We start from the raw sequence: 15,288 nt of genomic DNA, 5'->3' as shown, positions 1-15,288 counted from the left end.
AGAAGAGCTTATGGTTTAACTAACTTTGATAATTTTAGAAGAAGAATTCTACTCAATTGGTATTTCTGCTACTAATTTATCATATCTAGTCTGGGAGAGCCATTAAAATTTCAATATTTTCAGCTTATTCAAATGACTTTCCTTGATTTCATAGGGTGGGCAAGATGTCCACCCCACAATAGTTTGAATTAATTCAATGATGGAATTTACTTATCCGTTGGTAACTCCGCAACTATGGGCGAATGATTATTTGTCGAAATTGGTGGTTTATTCACAACTATTGGCTGGGGATGCAGAGGTGTTGGTGTTACTTCACCCTGCTTACCAGTTTGATTCCACAAAATCATCGAGAGTAAACCATCTACCAAGCCATTGTTATTACCGTTCCCACTAACTAAAACTTCAGGTATCAGACGGACGTTGCGATCGCCGATAATTTGCATAAGTTGCATTGCTGTATAACCTTGTGGCCCCAAGGCTTCCACACCAGCCCGGTAGGTTTCGGCTTTGGCGTTACCTGTAGCGCGAATCCCTTCGGCTTCCGCAATGGCGCGTAATTTTATACCTTCTGCTTCCCCAGTCGCGTGTTGAATTTGTGCTTGGGCTTTCAGTTCCGCAATTTGCACACTTTTTTCCGACTTCACCATTTCTTGTTGAATATCCGCCAGGGCTGTTTCCCTAACTAGTAGCTGGCGTTGGGTTTGCGCTACCTGCTGTACTTCGTAAGTTTTGCGTTGTTCTTCGGCAATTTTCCGGTCGGTTTGGGTTTGCATCAACGATGCTGGTGGCTGAATATCACCGATTAAGGTGTCAATTGCTTGCACATCATAAGCGCGTAATGCGGCTCTAATATATTCGGCTGCTTCTGCTTGGCGTTCGCTCCGGGCGGTGAGAAAGTCGAGTACAGTGTAATCTTGGGCAGAGTTGCGGAAATAGTTGCCAATTGTGGGTTCTAATACATGGTCAACTAGATTCTGCATTGAACCAACGCGTGAAATTACCTTTGGTGCATCCAAAGCACCCACATGAATAATTTGTGCTACTTCTAAATCAAAAGCAAAACCATCACGCGATCGCACTGTTAAAGAAGCTAGATGAGCATCATAGCTGTGCCGTTCGGTACGCCTTGACCAATTCAACACTATATTTGTTGTGGGAACCAATTCAAGTTTCATAATTCGAGAATTGATTGGGTGCTTACCAGGATATAACGGTTCTATCCACACGCCTTTGTGTCCAGAATTGACCAAGTTACCGTGAGTAAAGGCTGCACCGCTAACATCTTCTTGAGACTGACCGACGAAAGAAATCACTACGCCAACGTAACCAATCGGAATTTCGGTCATTGGAACTTGCTCAACCTGAACAAACCAAGGATTCAAATTCCAAGAACCAGATAATAAGATTTGCTCTTGTAAACCTCTTCGTCCACCAGCATCCAGAAATCTTTGACCATTCTGGAAGTTGTCATGTCCGGGAATCATTGGCCCAGCAAGTTCGCCAGCCGGAATCGGTAAACCATCTAAAGTTGTGACAATGCCCACTTTATCAGATGCCACGCTATAAACCCGCAACTGTTCGGCGTGCATATCATTGTTTTTGGCATTTGCTGCCATAATTACCCGAAACAGTGCGGTGTTAATTCGGTAAGTCCCAGCAGTCAGAAAACCCATTTGACGGCCTTTTTCTCCGCCGTGAGTGAGGAATTTCCGCGCATCTTGGAAATTATCACAATCGACGATTTTGCCCAAAATCCTTTCGGGGGGGTTGGATGCGCCATCTGCTGCCACAAGCAAGGCAATTTCACCTTGGGGAACAACCACTACTGATTCTTTGCGAACTGAATATTGCCAAGGCCAGTAACCCCAGTGCCAACCAGGTGCGAGAGTATCAGCTTGCAAACCTGCTTCACCGTTAAGGGCAATTAATCTTCCGGCTGGTAGTCCGCGTCCAGAAAGGGCAAATTTCTTCACTACTACGCCGACTTCGCGTTCACCAATTACCACCAGTCCGCCAAAAAACAGTGGAACAAATATAACAATGCCACCAACTACAACAACAGGAATCACACCCCAAGGTGATAGCTGCATTGCTTGATATGAAGGCTGAATAGTTGCAGTAACAGGTTGTGTCTGACTTAGTTTTACTGTTTTTGAAGCGATTTCTATTGAATTCTGCGTTTTTATGGGAGTAGCATTTGTTGAATTTACACCGCCTGTTATAGCTAAGGCTGCTAATGCTGACAATCCCAAACGAACGAATTTATTTGGTTTACTATTACCAAATGAAGATGAAAAACTTTTCATATTGTGCGCCCTTTTGGGCAACTAATCATCTAAGTTAACACTTCACTTGGCGAGGTCTGATTTTCTTAAACTTAGTGTAATTTTTTGTGCAAAGTCAAATGGATATTCATAACAACACTTCCTTAAAAAAATTTGTAGAGCAAGCAAGTAGCCTACTCTACAAAATTAAAAATTATGAGCAATGTTTATACCAAACCGCCAGCAGCTTGAAAACGAGCGCGGGCGCGTTTGTAGGCTTGGTTTGCTTGGATTTGAGCTTGCCGATCGCCTGCTGGAACTTGAGACAGACGGGTTTGGGCTTCGTTGTAAGCTGTGCGTGCGCTTTCTACGTCAATAGCGTCGCCACGTTCCGCACCATTTACTAGAATTGTGACTTCATCAGATTCAACTTCTGCGAAACCACCCAAAAGGGCGATCGCTTGCCAGTTGGTATTTTTGCCGGCACGAACCCGCATTACCCCTGTATCTAAAGCTGTTAACAGAGGTGCGTGTCCACTGAGGATACCTAGCTGACCAGTTGTACTGGGTAAAATTACCTCTTCAGCTTCAGCATCCCAGATTGTCTTGTCTGGGGAAATTACACGAACGGTTAATGTCATGTTTCAGTTATCAGTTATCAGTTATCAGTTATCAGTTATCAGTGAACAGTTTTCATGTCTGATGACTGTTCACTGATGACTGTTCACTGAATATTAGCCTTTGAGCTTTTGGGCTTTGGCGATCGCTTCGTTGATATCGCCTACCAAGTAGAAGGCTTGTTCTGGCAGATCATCTAATTCACCAGACAGAATCTTTTGGAAGCCATTGATGGTGTCTTCCAACTTCACATACTTACCAGGAGAACCAGTAAATACTTCTGCTACGAAGAAGGGCTGAGACAAGAAACGCTCAATCTTCCGAGCGCGTGCTACAGTCAGACGGTCATCTTCAGACAATTCATCTAGACCGAGAATTGCGATGATGTCTTGTAATTCTTTGTAGCGTTGTAAGGTTGCTTGCACAGCACGAGCAGTGTTGTAGTGTTCGTCACCTACAATGTTGGGCTGCAACATTGTAGAAGTAGAACCCAGTGGATCAACCGCAGGGTAAATACCTTTAGAAGCCAAACCACGAGACAGTACGGTTGTACCATCCAAGTGAGCGAAGGTGGTTGCAGGTGCGGGGTCGGTTAAGTCGTCCGCAGGTACATACACCGCTTGGATAGAAGTGATAGAACCTTCTGTGGTCGAAGTAATCCGTTCTTGTAATGCACCTACGTCAGTACCCAGCGTAGGCTGATATCCTACCGCAGAAGGCATCCGACCTAACAGCGCGGATACTTCTGAACCTGCTTGTACAAAGCGGAAGATATTGTCAACAAACAGCAATACGTCCTGCTTGTTCACATCCCGGAAGTACTCAGCCATTGTCAAACCAGACAAGCCAACCCGCATTCTCGCTCCGGGTGGTTCGTTCATCTGACCATAAACTAGAGCGATTTTTGATTCGTTGAGGTTCTCGTTGTTGATTACCCCAGATTCAATCATTTCGTTGTAGAGGTCGTTCCCTTCACGGGTACGTTCACCCACACCAGCAAATACGGATACACCGCCGTGCTGGGTAGCGATGTTGTTGATCAACTCCATCATGATCACGGTCTTGCCGACACCTGCACCGCCGAACAGACCAATCTTACCGCCACGTCGATAGGGAGTTAATAGGTCAACAACCTTAATTCCAGTCTCGAATACGGAAGGTTTGGTTTCTAACTCAGTTAGTTTAGGAGCATCACGGTGGATAGGTAAGGTTTCTTCCGCGTTGACTGGCCCTCTGTTATCCACAGGTTCGCCAAGAACGTTGAAAATCCGACCTAGGGTAGCTTTACCCACTGGTACACTGATGGGAGCGCCTGTATCGACAACTTCCAAGCCGCGTACTAGACCATCGGTAGAACTCATAGCAACAGCACGCACTTGGTTGTCGCCCAGCAATTGCTGTACTTCGATGGTGAGGTTGATTTCCTGTCCAGCTTCGTTAGTGCCTTTGATGGTCAAAGCGTTGTAGATTTGCGGTAATTTTCCGCCAGGGAATTTAACGTCTACAACTGGACCAATGATTTGGGTAATGTAGCCTATGTTTGTTTTTTCTGCGGTGGTGACCATGCTGAGCCTAATGATTGAAGCTATATTTCAGATGAGGTCGTTGATGACAAAAGATTAAGCAATGTCATCTTTCACTCTAACATTCTGGGGGGACATAACTCCGTTAGTAATTCCTTAAGACTAGTGTTTTGCTTTGGATATGAGGCTAAAAATGCAAAACACCGCGTCAGCAGTATTGTGACACGGTAGTTACAAAGTCGAGGGAAAATTTATTTATGCTTCAGCTTTAGCTTTTTGTTGCTAAAGTTCTGCGATGCATAAATAGAAAAATATAGCCATTTTTTCTATGTTAGCTTTGGAAAAATAGAGCTTAACTTAATAAAATACGCGATCGCCAGCAATCTGCACTGATAACCACAGTCCATCCCGCGTGGTCATTTGTGCAGATTGCCGCTTGTCAGCGATTAATCGCATCAGTTTCTTTGTTCTCTCTGTATTGCTCATATCTAGGTACACCCAAACTCTCAGCAACCGGGTGAGCGCAAAAGTGTTCGCTGTGTCTCGTTATCTGAGTACCCTGTTACTGATTAGTGATTTTTATTAACGCTATCAGCCTTTTTGTGTCAAGTATTGTTGACAGTTTGTAACAATATTGTTATCTTTATTTACATAAGTTAATAAACAAGCAATAAAAAACTATGTACACCACAGTTAATGAAAACGGCATTCTCAACAACTACCCAACTGAACCCCAGGTATACTGTGCTGAGTATCCAGCAGTGTGGGAACAGCGTAATTATCTGATACAAGGTGCAATTGCAACTATATTTGTTACCGCTCTAGTTTTGGTTGCTTTTGTGGTTAGTTAATATTTGTAGATTTCGGTATCACCATCTCCCCTAAACCTCGGTACTTAACGCCGGGGTTTTTTGTCGTGGAGAGTTGATAGCTTATAGGACAATACGGTTCAGATAAGCATTTTGAACTAAGAATTGATTTGGGGAAAAGGTGAGCCAGCGACGGGTACGTAGGGGAGCCACTGCGTTGGACGGGTTTCCCGGCTTGTTCGCGTAGCGTCTCCGATTAGGAGAAGCACGTGGCGTGGTTTCCCCCATGAGCGACTGACGTTAGCGAGCTTGCGAGCGTCACCCCGAAGGAGTTACTGGGTTTGGGTTAAAGGTTTTTTCTTTTCCTTTCACCCTTCGGCTTTCCCCTTTAACCGAACCGTAGTACCTCCCTGGAAGACTTAGCTGAGTAGACACGCAACGTTTAATTACCCTGTTCAATCCACTCACGCGCTGCTTTCTCCGCAGCTTCGGGCGTATAGTAAAGCTTGCGCTCACCAAAAACAGCACCACCAGCACTAATTAACCGAAACTGCCAGCAATCAATCTCTGTGTAAAACACCAACAGGGTTAAGTTGTGAATGCCAACAATTAGGTGAATCTTGGTGGTAGTCATTAGTGGTAGGTTGCTCAAACTCTACCCTTGTTTTATCAAACTATTTACAAGCAAAAATGCGATCGCTTCTACAAAATAAGTTTAAGATAGGCGATCGACCAATACGGTTCGGTTAAAGGGGAAAGGCGAAGGGGGAAAGAGGAAGAAAAAACCTTTAACCCTTACCCTTTAACCTTTCCCCAAACCAATTCTTAGTTCAAAATGCTTATCCGAACCGTATTGGGCGATCGCCCGTCATGCAATTGCATAGTTTTCTGACTTTCTGGTAGTAATACAAAAGTACTTATGCTAACCAGGGATGATTATCAAGAGCATTAAACACTACAAATCTGGAGCAGAGCGTCCAGATATGACGATGAAACCAATAGAATCAAGTTGAATTTCTGGCTGACGAATTCCCTTAACAATAGCGGCTTTTAAAACTCCTTCTATTTTTAGTTCGTCAGCTAGAGTATGATCCCAAGTTTGGCTATTCAAGCGTAGACGTAATTGCTCTACCCTTTGAGCTAATTTCTGCTCGGCAGCCTGAGCATACTTTTCACACAATTGAATAAAATCTTGGCGTTCAACCAGTAATTTTTGAGATGTCTCACCCGCAAGATGGCAAACATTATGCCAATTATCAGGGGCTATAAAATTGTCGATAATCTCTAAACGCTCTTTAGCTAGATTATAATCTTGCGCTCCATGATGATTTTTATCTTTTTGATATGGTCGCTGTAAGATATTCAAGATAGATTCATCTTGAACATCAGATAAAGTTTCAGAACGAGCATCAACGAAGATAGTTTGAATAAATGGCGGAAATAAAGCATCAACTCGACGTTTCAATATATTGTATTGAGAACTATCTAGTTGATAATCTGTGATGATTTGCTTAACTTGTTTGAGACTAACTTCAACTAAATAGTTATATTGAAAACCAAACCATTCACTTCCCTGACTGCTATCCCAAGATGGATCTTGTCGCCATAAAGCAAAAGCTTGACCTCGGTCATCCCAGTCTACATAGCTAGAGATTGTATCTACTAATGATTCTCCAATTCGGAAAAGTCTGACACCAGGATTTTGGTTTGCTACCCTACGGTTATAAGTACCAAATTGGTTGATATTGCTATTAGCAAAGCGGGTTTTCAACTCATTGGCAGAAACTAAAGTATACTTGGTTGCTTGATAATGTTTGACATCTGTCAAATCTGGGTGATAAATTGATTTGAATTTTAAGGCGTTATCAATCCACCCTTCGATCGCCCGTTTAATTTCAGGATGGTTGCTATCGTAATTATCTAGCTCTTGGAAATATATATTGCCATCTGCTTGAAGATTAATTTGACTTAAAGCATTCTCGGCATTGATCTCTAATTGAGCTTGAGCCATTTCTTGTTGGATTGATTCTATTGTTGCTAATAAACCACTAGCTCCTGATTGAAACAAAGTATCTTCTATTTCTGGTAGTTTATTACTAACGTCGAAACCGGCTATCGACTGGGTAAAAATCGAAAATCCATCTTTTAAAAGCTGATACCAAGCCGCATGAAGACTGTCTTCTAAATCAGCACCAACTAAGATAGTAAAATCAACATCTTTAGAGCGACCAATACGGTCAAATCGACCAATTCTTTGTTCTAGGTGACTGGGTTGACAAGGAATATCAAAATTAATTAACCAATCTATTGATTGGAAATTATGCCCTTCTTGTGCAGAAGTATCACAAACTAAAATAAAGCATTTCGAGTTACTCTGAAATTGCTTTAAATTTTTCTCAACTTCTGCCCAGCTTTGTTCTAATTGGTGAGTTGCAATACATTCTGCACCAAAAACTTGTGATAAAGTACGAGCAATTTCTGGGCAAGATTGCTTAAAATCAGTAAATATGACAATTTTTGGTAAATAGTCACCCGGAATCGGTCGTTGAATTCTTTGTTTGATTCTTTCGCCTAATTGGTTAATATTGCTGCGGAATGATTGCAAGCCAAAAATTTCTGATAAGCGATAGAGAATGATGATTTTTAGTAATTCAATCCTGTCGCCATCTTCGGAGGGTTGGCTAATAATTTGGCGCAAAGATGTTAAAATATCCTCTTCACCTTCAAATTTCAGAGTTTGAGTTAAGAGATTGACATCATCATTGCTAAATTCTTTGAGGAGTGCTTGATTACGAATTCCACTGAGACGTGATGCAATTACTTGTTCTAAAATGCCTAACCACGTACCAGATGCTAAGAACAATAGTAAGAAAATCCGTCTATAATCTTCTTGTTTAGGAGCAAGATTACGCCATCTTTCAATCAGTTCATGAATATCAGGCGATCGCTCATCTAAATCATATTCTTCTTTTGGTGTAATATTGCGACTAAATATCGCATCTTCCACGCAATCACGACGATTACAAAGTACTCGGCGGTGCTGTCGATAGTTGTATCTGATGTGTCTACAAACTTCTTGGATAATCGAGTCTGTTTGTAAAGAATCTTTCCAACTTGTAATTAAAGCTAATAAATGTTTATCTTCTGGCAATAATTTTTGTAATTGCTCTAAGTTGCTTTCAATATTAGAAACATCCGGAGCATCTCTTAGAGAAAAGACAATTTGACCAAGCAATTGGTGATTGCGGATTTGAGCCTGAAAACTCTCTAAATCATCCAATTTATATGTTGTTGGTTCAAGCAGGTGCAGCATCACTAGTAAATCTTGCTCATGCTTGAGAATAGAACTAGCGGATAGTAAAAGTAACCGTTCACTTCTATGAGCTAAATTCTTATAAGTTGCAAAACGCTGGCGTGATTCCATATCTTGAGAGTTAGCCATTGCTGCAATATGATGAGCTTCATCTAAAATTAGTAACCCAATACTAGCTTTTGGATTAATTTTATGTACATCATCATATGCCAGTACTACTACTCGTTTAGGAAAATGAGATATAAAAAATTTATTTTCTAATTCATTTTTCCATTGTTGCAGTAATTTTCCGGGAACCACAACTACCGCACCTTTTTTAGGTTCATCAAGCAGATATTGACGTAGAATTATCCCCGCTTCTATAGTTTTTCCTAATCCTACATCATCTGCTAATAAGTAGCGTTGAACTGGATCTTCTAATACACGCCGAACAACTTCTACTTGATGAGGATAAAGATTAATATTGGATGAAATTAGCCCTGTCATTCCCAGGCTAACAGCCCTTTGTTTAACTAAGCATTTAACTAAAGCCAACCTTCTATCGTGTAAATAAGGTGACTCATGTCCTTTGATTGCTAAAGTTTCTATTGGGTCTTTTACCGCTAAATTACAACGGACATAAATATCTTGTTCAGTGGTAACGAGAGACTTTTTACTTGGTAAATCAATTTGATATTTGTAAATGTCTTCGTCCCACGCAAAAATTCTGCCAGTTATCCATTTATCCTGGTCTTTTAACTTGACATAGCATCGAGTTTGGTGTTTTAGCAGAACTTGAGACAGCGACTCTAAAGGTAAAGTTTTTTGCAAACGTTGTCCTATGGAACAAAAATATTCAACAACAACATTGCCATAAGAGATTTCAATAACTTTACCTATCCCCAAAGTATTATTTGAGGACTGCACTAGTGAGCCAAGCTTAATCATAGTTTTAGTCCCCTGAATACTCCTAAACCTTCTATAAACTCATCTGAAAATTTTTGCAGAATTTTAATTGTAGCTGGTTTTTATGATTTTTATTACGAAAGAAAGTTAATTGGGAGCAGGCATAGTATAAGGTATAAAATAGGCTTATATTAAGCGTATAATTACTGTTGTTATTGGTATTTGTTGATATAGCTCAGGTCTTTTGATGTTTCTTTCTCTATCTATGGTGGGCTGAAAAAGCTTGAGAAGTTATTAATATTTGTTTAAGGAGGAATTTTATGAAATTATTAGCACAAGAATTACCATCTCCAAAAACAATTCAAGAAACTCTCCCACCTGGTACAAACAAAGATCCGCTAATTGCTCATGGTTTACAGAAGGGGCAATATATCGGTATCTTTGGACTAGCGATCGCCATAATTGCGGCTGTAGGATTTTTTAGCCGGAGAGTTGAATACGCTATTATATTCGCTATTGCGCTTAGTGGGTTGATTATTACTTTCTTGTTATTTATATAGTTAATTATTTCCCTTCTGTGCCTTTGTACTTTTACTAACTATGTCTCGGCGGATCTTGGTGCATTAAGGGACGTAACCCATTTAAGCCAGCTGCAATTGCAGAACCATTGTGGACAACCGTCGCGGCTAAGGGATGCAGCCCGATGGTTGTGGCTAATCCTAAAGCGGTTAAATTGGGGAACACAGCTAAACCGATATTTTGTTTAATTACGGCTTGGGTTTGACGGGCGATCGCAATTGCTGCTAAAAAACTGCTGAGGTTATCATCCATCAGGACAACATCGGCTATTTCTCTGGCTACTTCGGAACCACCGCTAAAAGAAATCGCTACATCGGCATAAGCTAAAGCAATAGAATCATTCAAGCCGTCGCCAGTAAACGCTACTGTTTTCCCTGACTGGTGTAACTTTTGGATAATTTCGGCTTTTTGTTCGGGGAATGCTTCAGCATGAACTTGCGCTAGGGGAAGATTAAGTTCTTCAGCAACTGCGATCGCTCTTTGCTGATTATCGCCTGTGAGCAGATGTATTTCCATGCCGTATTGAGTTTGCAGTTTTTCAATCACGGTTGCACTTTCTGGACGCAGTGGGTCTGTATAATAAATCACTCCCTGAAATTCTTGATTGACTGCCACATACAGCAAAGAATCATGGGCAGAAATACGGCAATTTAAATGATGGGGACAATCTGCTTGGTTACAGTGATGTGGTTCATAAAGACAATCGAGGGGAACACCACACTGACGCAAAAAGCGATCGCTCCCTACTATAACTTGTTCGCCATCAATTTCGGCTCGCACACCCAAACCAATTTCATAGACAAATTCTTTGCGAGGAAGAATCTCAATATTTTGTTTTTCGGCGTAGTTGACTACCGCTTCGGCGACTGGGTGAGTCAGGCGTTGTTCGGCGGCGGCGGCTAGGCTTAACAGCTTGGAAGTAGACATTCTCCCCGCTACGGTTTCCACTTCCATAACTTCGATATCACCTTTAGTCAAAGTGCCTGTTTTATCAAATACCAAGGTATCCACTTCTGCCAATTTTTCTAAAGCATGACCACTGCGGATGAGAACACCGTGTCTAGTGGCGTGGTGTAAGGCTGCTAAGAAAGTTGTTGGTAAAGAAACACGAATCCCGGTGACAAAATCGAGGGTAAGAATAGATGCTGCCCTAGCTGGGTTGCGGGTAGCGGCGAATACCAAGCCAGCAAAAATCAAGGCTGGTAATACGGCTTTGTCTGCGATGTTGGCTGCATAGTTGCCCATACGTGTATCGTGAACTGGGGCTTGCTGCACTAACTCTATACTTGCACCAGCGCGAGTCGCCGCACCTACACGTTCAGCTTGGATGTAAATTTCCCCTTCTCGCACTAGGGTTGAAGCATAAACCGCTTGTCCTAGCTGACGTAAAACTGGCATTGATTCACCAGTCAGTTTTTGTTGGTCGATTAAAGCTTTACCTCGTAGAATTTGCCCATCTACAGGGATTTGTTCACCTGGATAAACTATTACTGTGTCTTTTGGCTGGACTTGGGTGGCGAGGATGCGTTTTTTCTGTCCATCTGGTTGTTCTACCCAGGCGAAATGACCCAAGGAATCGAGTAAATCGGCGGCGCGATTTTCCGTCACGCGTGCAGTGCGATCGCGGATCAGATCGCCAATTTCATGCAGAGTCATCACTAAAGCTGGTGTTAAGAGATTTCCTTGAGCAGAAGTTAAGGCGATCGCCATAAAATCTAGGCAATCTATATTTAATTTTCGCTGTTGCGTAATGCTGGCATAAGCACGTTTAGCAATAGGTAAAGCTGCTAGTGCCACAGTTGCCGCAATCATGACTCTAGGAATGGGAAAGCCTAACCCCAGTAAAGCTAAAACTGTAGCTGTAGCTGGCAACTTCAAGCCAGAATCATCTGCTTCTGGTGATTGTTGAGTGTTAACGGCTCCCTGTTGACTAACTCTAGCCTCATGTAGCAAATGTATGAGATACGCTGGCATTAACCCATCGTTGCAATTAGCTAATTGATAAGTAATTGCAATAGAACTACAAGTACAATTCACGCGCACTTGTGAAATGTGACTATCAGATTTTAGTAACTCTTGTAGACGTTGAGCATAAGCGGGTTCGTGGCTTAGAAGAGGAATGCGAAATCTAATTCTGCCAGGAATTTTATGTACGATATAATATTCAATTCTCGTGATAATTTTTGATTCCTGAGCCACTCGCTTACTGATTTCTGGCTTGGTGGCGGTCATGATTTTCCCCTTATGATTTTGTGGCGAAGTGATGCATAGGAATTCATCGAAACAGTTAAGTAGGTCGGTGTTAAAAATTGTCGTTATGTCAAGGCAGGAGGACGACACTTTGCTCAAGTCGGGAAACCCGCCCACGCAAGTGTCTCCAGAGGGCAGAAGGCAGAAGGGAAGAGGTTTTCAAGCTACTTTACTTTTCGTTACATAGTTCTGTTTATTTGCACCGTTCTACTCGTGTCAAGTATGTCCAGTCAAGTCAAGCCCTTCCAAGGAATCTAACTGTGAGCATACAGCAGATAGCAGGTGAATCAGGTACAAATTATCTTTAAAAAGCCATATAATTAGATGCTTTTAAACTTTCTGCCTGTTGTCTGCTGTAAGTCTATTTAATACTTTTGCTGATTAATTTCTAGCCAATGCAATTATTTTTAAAGATTAGGTTAAGGCAAAAGCTGTACTCGCTAATAATGTAGGAATTTTTCATGTATTTATTAATCTATAATTCTTAAAAAAAAATTGAAATAGTTTACAAAAATAATCAATTAAATTAATAATTATTCTCAGTAAAGTTAAGATAATTACCTAGTTAATTGCGAATATAGTATTTTAGTTGAAAACAGATCAGCAAAGGCTGCAAACGAAACAACTGCGATCGCAGTATTGCTGTTGAATAATGTGTGGCTACTGTCAAGGGGTGGAATGAGTATGAAACTATCGACGGTAAAACCTGGGCAAACAGTGACCATTGCCGCAATTAATACCGATGAACCTGGATTAGGGCGACGACTAGAAGCAATGGGTTTCAAAGTTGGACAACAAGTAAAAGTCCTCCGCAAAGCTTGGTTGAATGGCCCCCTACATCTACGAGTGGGATTAACTACAGAAGTGGCAATGCGAAGGCATGAAGCAGAGGAAATTTTTGTAGAGAAAGGATGAAGTGTGATCCTTTAACCTTTTGCCTGCTGACTTTTAACTATTGACCAAGGGGTATGAGATGGCACATTGTCATAATTCAGGTTCAGGAATTGGCACCTTATATAAACCTGGGGTGCAAAGGGTTGCTGTTTTGGGAATGCCGAATGTTGGCAAGTCTACTTTATTTAATCGAATTACGGGGGCAGGTGCATTTGTCGGTAACTGGCCTGGTGTGACAGTTGATTTGTTAAAAGCAGAAGTAGAGTTAGATCGGCAAAAGGTAGAGTTTGTTGATCTGCCTGGAATCTATGATTTAGAGGGCTATTCTGAAGATGAGCGAGTAGTGCAAACATTCTTTGCCACTTGCCCAATCAACTTAGTGTTAGTAATTCTCAATGCGGCTCAAATCGATCGCCAGATTCGCTTACCCTTACAAGTAAAAGCCTTGGGAATGCCTGCTGTGGTAATTCTCAACATGGCAGATGAAGCAAAACATTTTGGCATCAAAATCGATGAACAAAAACTAGCACAAAAGCTAGGAATACCTGTAGTTTTGGTCAGTGCTAAATATGGTCATGGCTATAACCATGCCATACATCAAATCAGTCAACAATTAGCACAACAGCCAGTACCCATTTCTCCCGCAGAAATAAAACACCAGATTCAAGCACACCGAGAAATTCCAGAGTCAGAAATTCGGGAGACTCTAGAAAATACGGTGGAAATGCCCTCACGCTTATTTAAAACGTTAACTCAGCGACTAGATGCAGTATTATTGCATCCAGTTTTAGGGTTGCCCTTATTTTTCTTGTCCATTTACTTAATGTTTGAGTTTGTCTGGCTGGTGGGGTTGCCATTACAAGATGTGGCCGATACCATCACAGCTTGGTTGCAGCAGGTAGTGGTTGTGCCTTTAACGGCTAATTTGCCCGAACTTTGGCGAGGCTTTTTAGTTGATGGGATTTATGGCGGGATAGCTACGGTTACATCGTTTGTTCCCTTGGTGGTGACGTTTTTCTTCATGATGGCGATTGTGGAGGATAGCGGTTACTTTTCCAGAGCCGCCTATATGATGGATGCTTTAATGTATCACTTCGGGCTGGATGGTCGGAGTTTTGTATTGCTAATTATGGGGTTTGGCTGTAATATCCCAGCCGTCATGGGAACTAGGGTAATGCGATCGCGTGCATTAAGATTACTCACGATTCTGATTATTCCCTTTGCCCTCTGTTCCGCACGATTAACTGTATTTGTCTTTATTATTGATGCTCTATTTGACCGTTCTTGGGGGCCATTAGTCTTATTCTCGCTGTACCTGTTCAGCTTTGTTGTCGCATTGCTCACAGGATTACTCATGAAAGGGCAGTTCCAAAACCAAGAACCTTTTGTGATTGAACTACCTCCTTACCGCTTCCCCACAATCAAGCAAGTATTTCTCAGAGGTTGGGGCGAATTAAAACACTTTTTACAACGCGCCACAGGATTTATTACAGCTGGCGTAGCTGGTGTTTGGCTATTGAGCAATTTACCTGAAAGTGCAGCTAACTCGGTTGGTAATGGTGGGGAGACATTAGTTTTCATACCGTTATTGATTGGGATGGTGACGGGTTGGAATGCAGTCAAAGCATTCTTGCAACGTGCAGGTGGATGGATTGCAATTAGTGTTTTAGTTATTTGGTTATTAAACAACTTACCAGGAGGACAAGATACAAGCTACGCGACTCGTATTGCTGAGTTTTTCTCGCCTATATTAAATGCAGCTGGTATTCCTCAACAATTAACCATTGCTTTGCTATTTGGTTTCATCGCCAAGGAAATTTTAGTAGGTTCTCTAGCCAGCATTTATCATCTTGCCGATCCTAATGCTGTGCAAGCAACTTTAGCTCAGACAATTTCACCAATTCAAGCTTATAGCTTTATGCTGTTTTGTCTGCTCTACACACCTTGTTTGGCAACAGTCGCAACTATTCGTAGCGAGTCTAAAAGTATTCGCTTTACCTTTTTAGCGATCGCTTACGGGTTAGGGTTAGCCTGGGTTGTTAGTACATTGTTTTATCAAGGTGCAAGATTATTGGGGTTGAGTTAAACGTATTGAAACGCAGAGGAGCGCAGAGTTTATTTGAAACAACCTCCGCGCACCTTTGCGCTTACCT

The 15,288-nt window shown here is 41.8% G+C and carries 12 protein-coding genes; 4 read left to right on the top strand and 8 right to left on the bottom strand.

The features are described 5' to 3' along the window. Window positions 1-206: 206 nt before the first annotated feature. From H6G76_RS28760 to H6G76_RS37865, 4 genes are all read right to left on the bottom strand, one after another. Window positions 207-2,306: an SPFH domain-containing protein gene (locus H6G76_RS28760; protein WP_190708718.1), complete on the bottom strand. Its 2,100-nt coding sequence runs from the start codon at window positions 2,304-2,306 to the stop codon at window positions 207-209. Window positions 2,307-2,491: 185 nt separating this feature from the next. Further along, window positions 2,492-2,905, bottom strand: coding sequence for an ATP synthase F1 subunit epsilon (gene atpC / locus H6G76_RS28755; protein WP_190708716.1), 414 nt, complete (start codon window positions 2,903-2,905; stop codon window positions 2,492-2,494). A gap of 93 nt (window positions 2,906-2,998) precedes the next feature. Further along, window positions 2,999-4,447, bottom strand: coding sequence for a F0F1 ATP synthase subunit beta (gene atpD, locus H6G76_RS28750; RefSeq protein ID WP_190708714.1), 1,449 nt, complete (start codon window positions 4,445-4,447; stop codon window positions 2,999-3,001). A gap of 315 nt (window positions 4,448-4,762) precedes the next feature. Continuing rightward, window positions 4,763-4,891 carry a hypothetical protein gene (locus tag H6G76_RS37865; protein ID WP_277883138.1) on the bottom strand — a complete coding sequence of 43 codons (129 nt, stop codon included), beginning with the start codon at window positions 4,889-4,891 and terminating at the stop codon, window positions 4,763-4,765. A 194-nt stretch (window positions 4,892-5,085) separates the two neighbouring features. On the opposite strand from H6G76_RS37865, the gene psb34 reads away from it, so the two are divergent. Next, window positions 5,086-5,256 (top strand): photosystem II assembly protein Psb34, encoded by a 171-nt coding sequence (gene psb34 / locus H6G76_RS28745; RefSeq protein WP_190708712.1) that lies wholly within the window; start codon window positions 5,086-5,088, stop codon window positions 5,254-5,256. A gap of 81 nt (window positions 5,257-5,337) precedes the next feature. Here the strand turns inward: psb34 and H6G76_RS28740 are convergent, their stop codons facing one another. The 3 genes from H6G76_RS28740 to dpdE all read right to left on the bottom strand — a co-directional run bounded on the left by H6G76_RS28740 (window position 5,338) and on the right by dpdE (window position 9,454). Then, on the bottom strand, window positions 5,338-5,502 hold the full coding sequence (locus H6G76_RS28740; protein WP_190708710.1) for a hypothetical protein: 165 nt from the start codon (window positions 5,500-5,502) through the stop codon (window positions 5,338-5,340). 154 nt (window positions 5,503-5,656) lie between these two features. Continuing rightward, window positions 5,657-5,848, bottom strand: coding sequence for a hypothetical protein (locus H6G76_RS28735; RefSeq protein ID WP_190708708.1), 192 nt, complete (start codon window positions 5,846-5,848; stop codon window positions 5,657-5,659). Window positions 5,849-6,169: 321 nt separating this feature from the next. Continuing rightward, window positions 6,170-9,454: a protein DpdE gene (gene dpdE / locus H6G76_RS28730; protein WP_190708707.1), complete on the bottom strand. Its 3,285-nt coding sequence runs from the start codon at window positions 9,452-9,454 to the stop codon at window positions 6,170-6,172. Between the two features lie 278 nt (window positions 9,455-9,732). Between dpdE and H6G76_RS28725 the strand changes: the two genes are divergently transcribed. After that, complete coding sequence (locus tag H6G76_RS28725) at window positions 9,733-9,972, top strand: hypothetical protein (RefSeq protein ID WP_190708706.1); 240 nt, start codon at window positions 9,733-9,735, stop codon at window positions 9,970-9,972. A 34-nt stretch (window positions 9,973-10,006) separates the two neighbouring features. Here H6G76_RS28725 and H6G76_RS28720 read toward each other — a convergent pair whose 3' ends face one another. After that, entirely contained in the window at window positions 10,007-12,223 is a 2,217-nt protein-coding gene (locus tag H6G76_RS28720; protein ID WP_190708705.1) for a heavy metal translocating P-type ATPase, read from the bottom strand. Between the two features lie 696 nt (window positions 12,224-12,919). Here H6G76_RS28720 and H6G76_RS28715 point away from each other — a divergent pair. Both H6G76_RS28715 and H6G76_RS28710 read left to right on the top strand, forming a co-directional pair. Continuing rightward, window positions 12,920-13,156 carry a FeoA family protein gene (locus H6G76_RS28715; protein ID WP_190708704.1) on the top strand — a complete coding sequence of 79 codons (237 nt, stop codon included), beginning with the start codon at window positions 12,920-12,922 and terminating at the stop codon, window positions 13,154-13,156. A 58-nt stretch (window positions 13,157-13,214) separates the two neighbouring features. Continuing rightward, window positions 13,215-15,221, top strand: a complete 2,007-nt coding sequence (locus tag H6G76_RS28710) for a ferrous iron transporter B (protein WP_190708703.1) — start codon at window positions 13,215-13,217, stop codon at window positions 15,219-15,221. Window positions 15,222-15,288: the final 67 nt, after the last annotated feature.

This window comes from Nostoc sp. FACHB-152 (genome assembly GCF_014697475.1).
In the GTDB taxonomy this organism is placed as follows: domain Bacteria; phylum Cyanobacteriota; class Cyanobacteriia; order Cyanobacteriales; family Nostocaceae; genus Nostoc_B.
Note: the sequence above shows the minus strand (reverse complement) of the source record. Positions and strands in the feature narration are given on the sequence as shown.

Bases quoted from the DNA above. Each gene is read 5' to 3' on its own strand.
- H6G76_RS28760 (WP_190708718.1), bottom strand. From the start codon at position 2,306: ATGAAAAGTTTTTCATCTTCATTTGGTAATAGTAAACCAAATAAATTC.
- atpC (WP_190708716.1), bottom strand. From the start codon at position 2,905: ATGACATTAACCGTTCGTGTAATTTCCCCAGACAAGACAATCTGGGAT.
- atpD (WP_190708714.1), bottom strand. From the start codon at position 4,447: ATGGTCACCACCGCAGAAAAAACAAACATAGGCTACATTACCCAAATC.
- H6G76_RS37865 (WP_277883138.1), bottom strand. From the start codon at position 4,891: ATGAGCAATACAGAGAGAACAAAGAAACTGATGCGATTAATCGCTGAC.
- psb34 (WP_190708712.1), top strand. From the start codon at position 5,086: ATGTACACCACAGTTAATGAAAACGGCATTCTCAACAACTACCCAACT.
- H6G76_RS28740 (WP_190708710.1), bottom strand. From the start codon at position 5,502: ATGGGGGAAACCACGCCACGTGCTTCTCCTAATCGGAGACGCTACGCG.
- H6G76_RS28735 (WP_190708708.1), bottom strand. From the start codon at position 5,848: ATGACTACCACCAAGATTCACCTAATTGTTGGCATTCACAACTTAACC.
- dpdE (WP_190708707.1), bottom strand. From the start codon at position 9,454: ATGATTAAGCTTGGCTCACTAGTGCAGTCCTCAAATAATACTTTGGGG.
- H6G76_RS28725 (WP_190708706.1), top strand. From the start codon at position 9,733: ATGAAATTATTAGCACAAGAATTACCATCTCCAAAAACAATTCAAGAA.
- H6G76_RS28720 (WP_190708705.1), bottom strand. From the start codon at position 12,223: ATGACCGCCACCAAGCCAGAAATCAGTAAGCGAGTGGCTCAGGAATCA.
- H6G76_RS28715 (WP_190708704.1), top strand. From the start codon at position 12,920: ATGAGTATGAAACTATCGACGGTAAAACCTGGGCAAACAGTGACCATT.
- H6G76_RS28710 (WP_190708703.1), top strand. From the start codon at position 13,215: ATGGCACATTGTCATAATTCAGGTTCAGGAATTGGCACCTTATATAAA.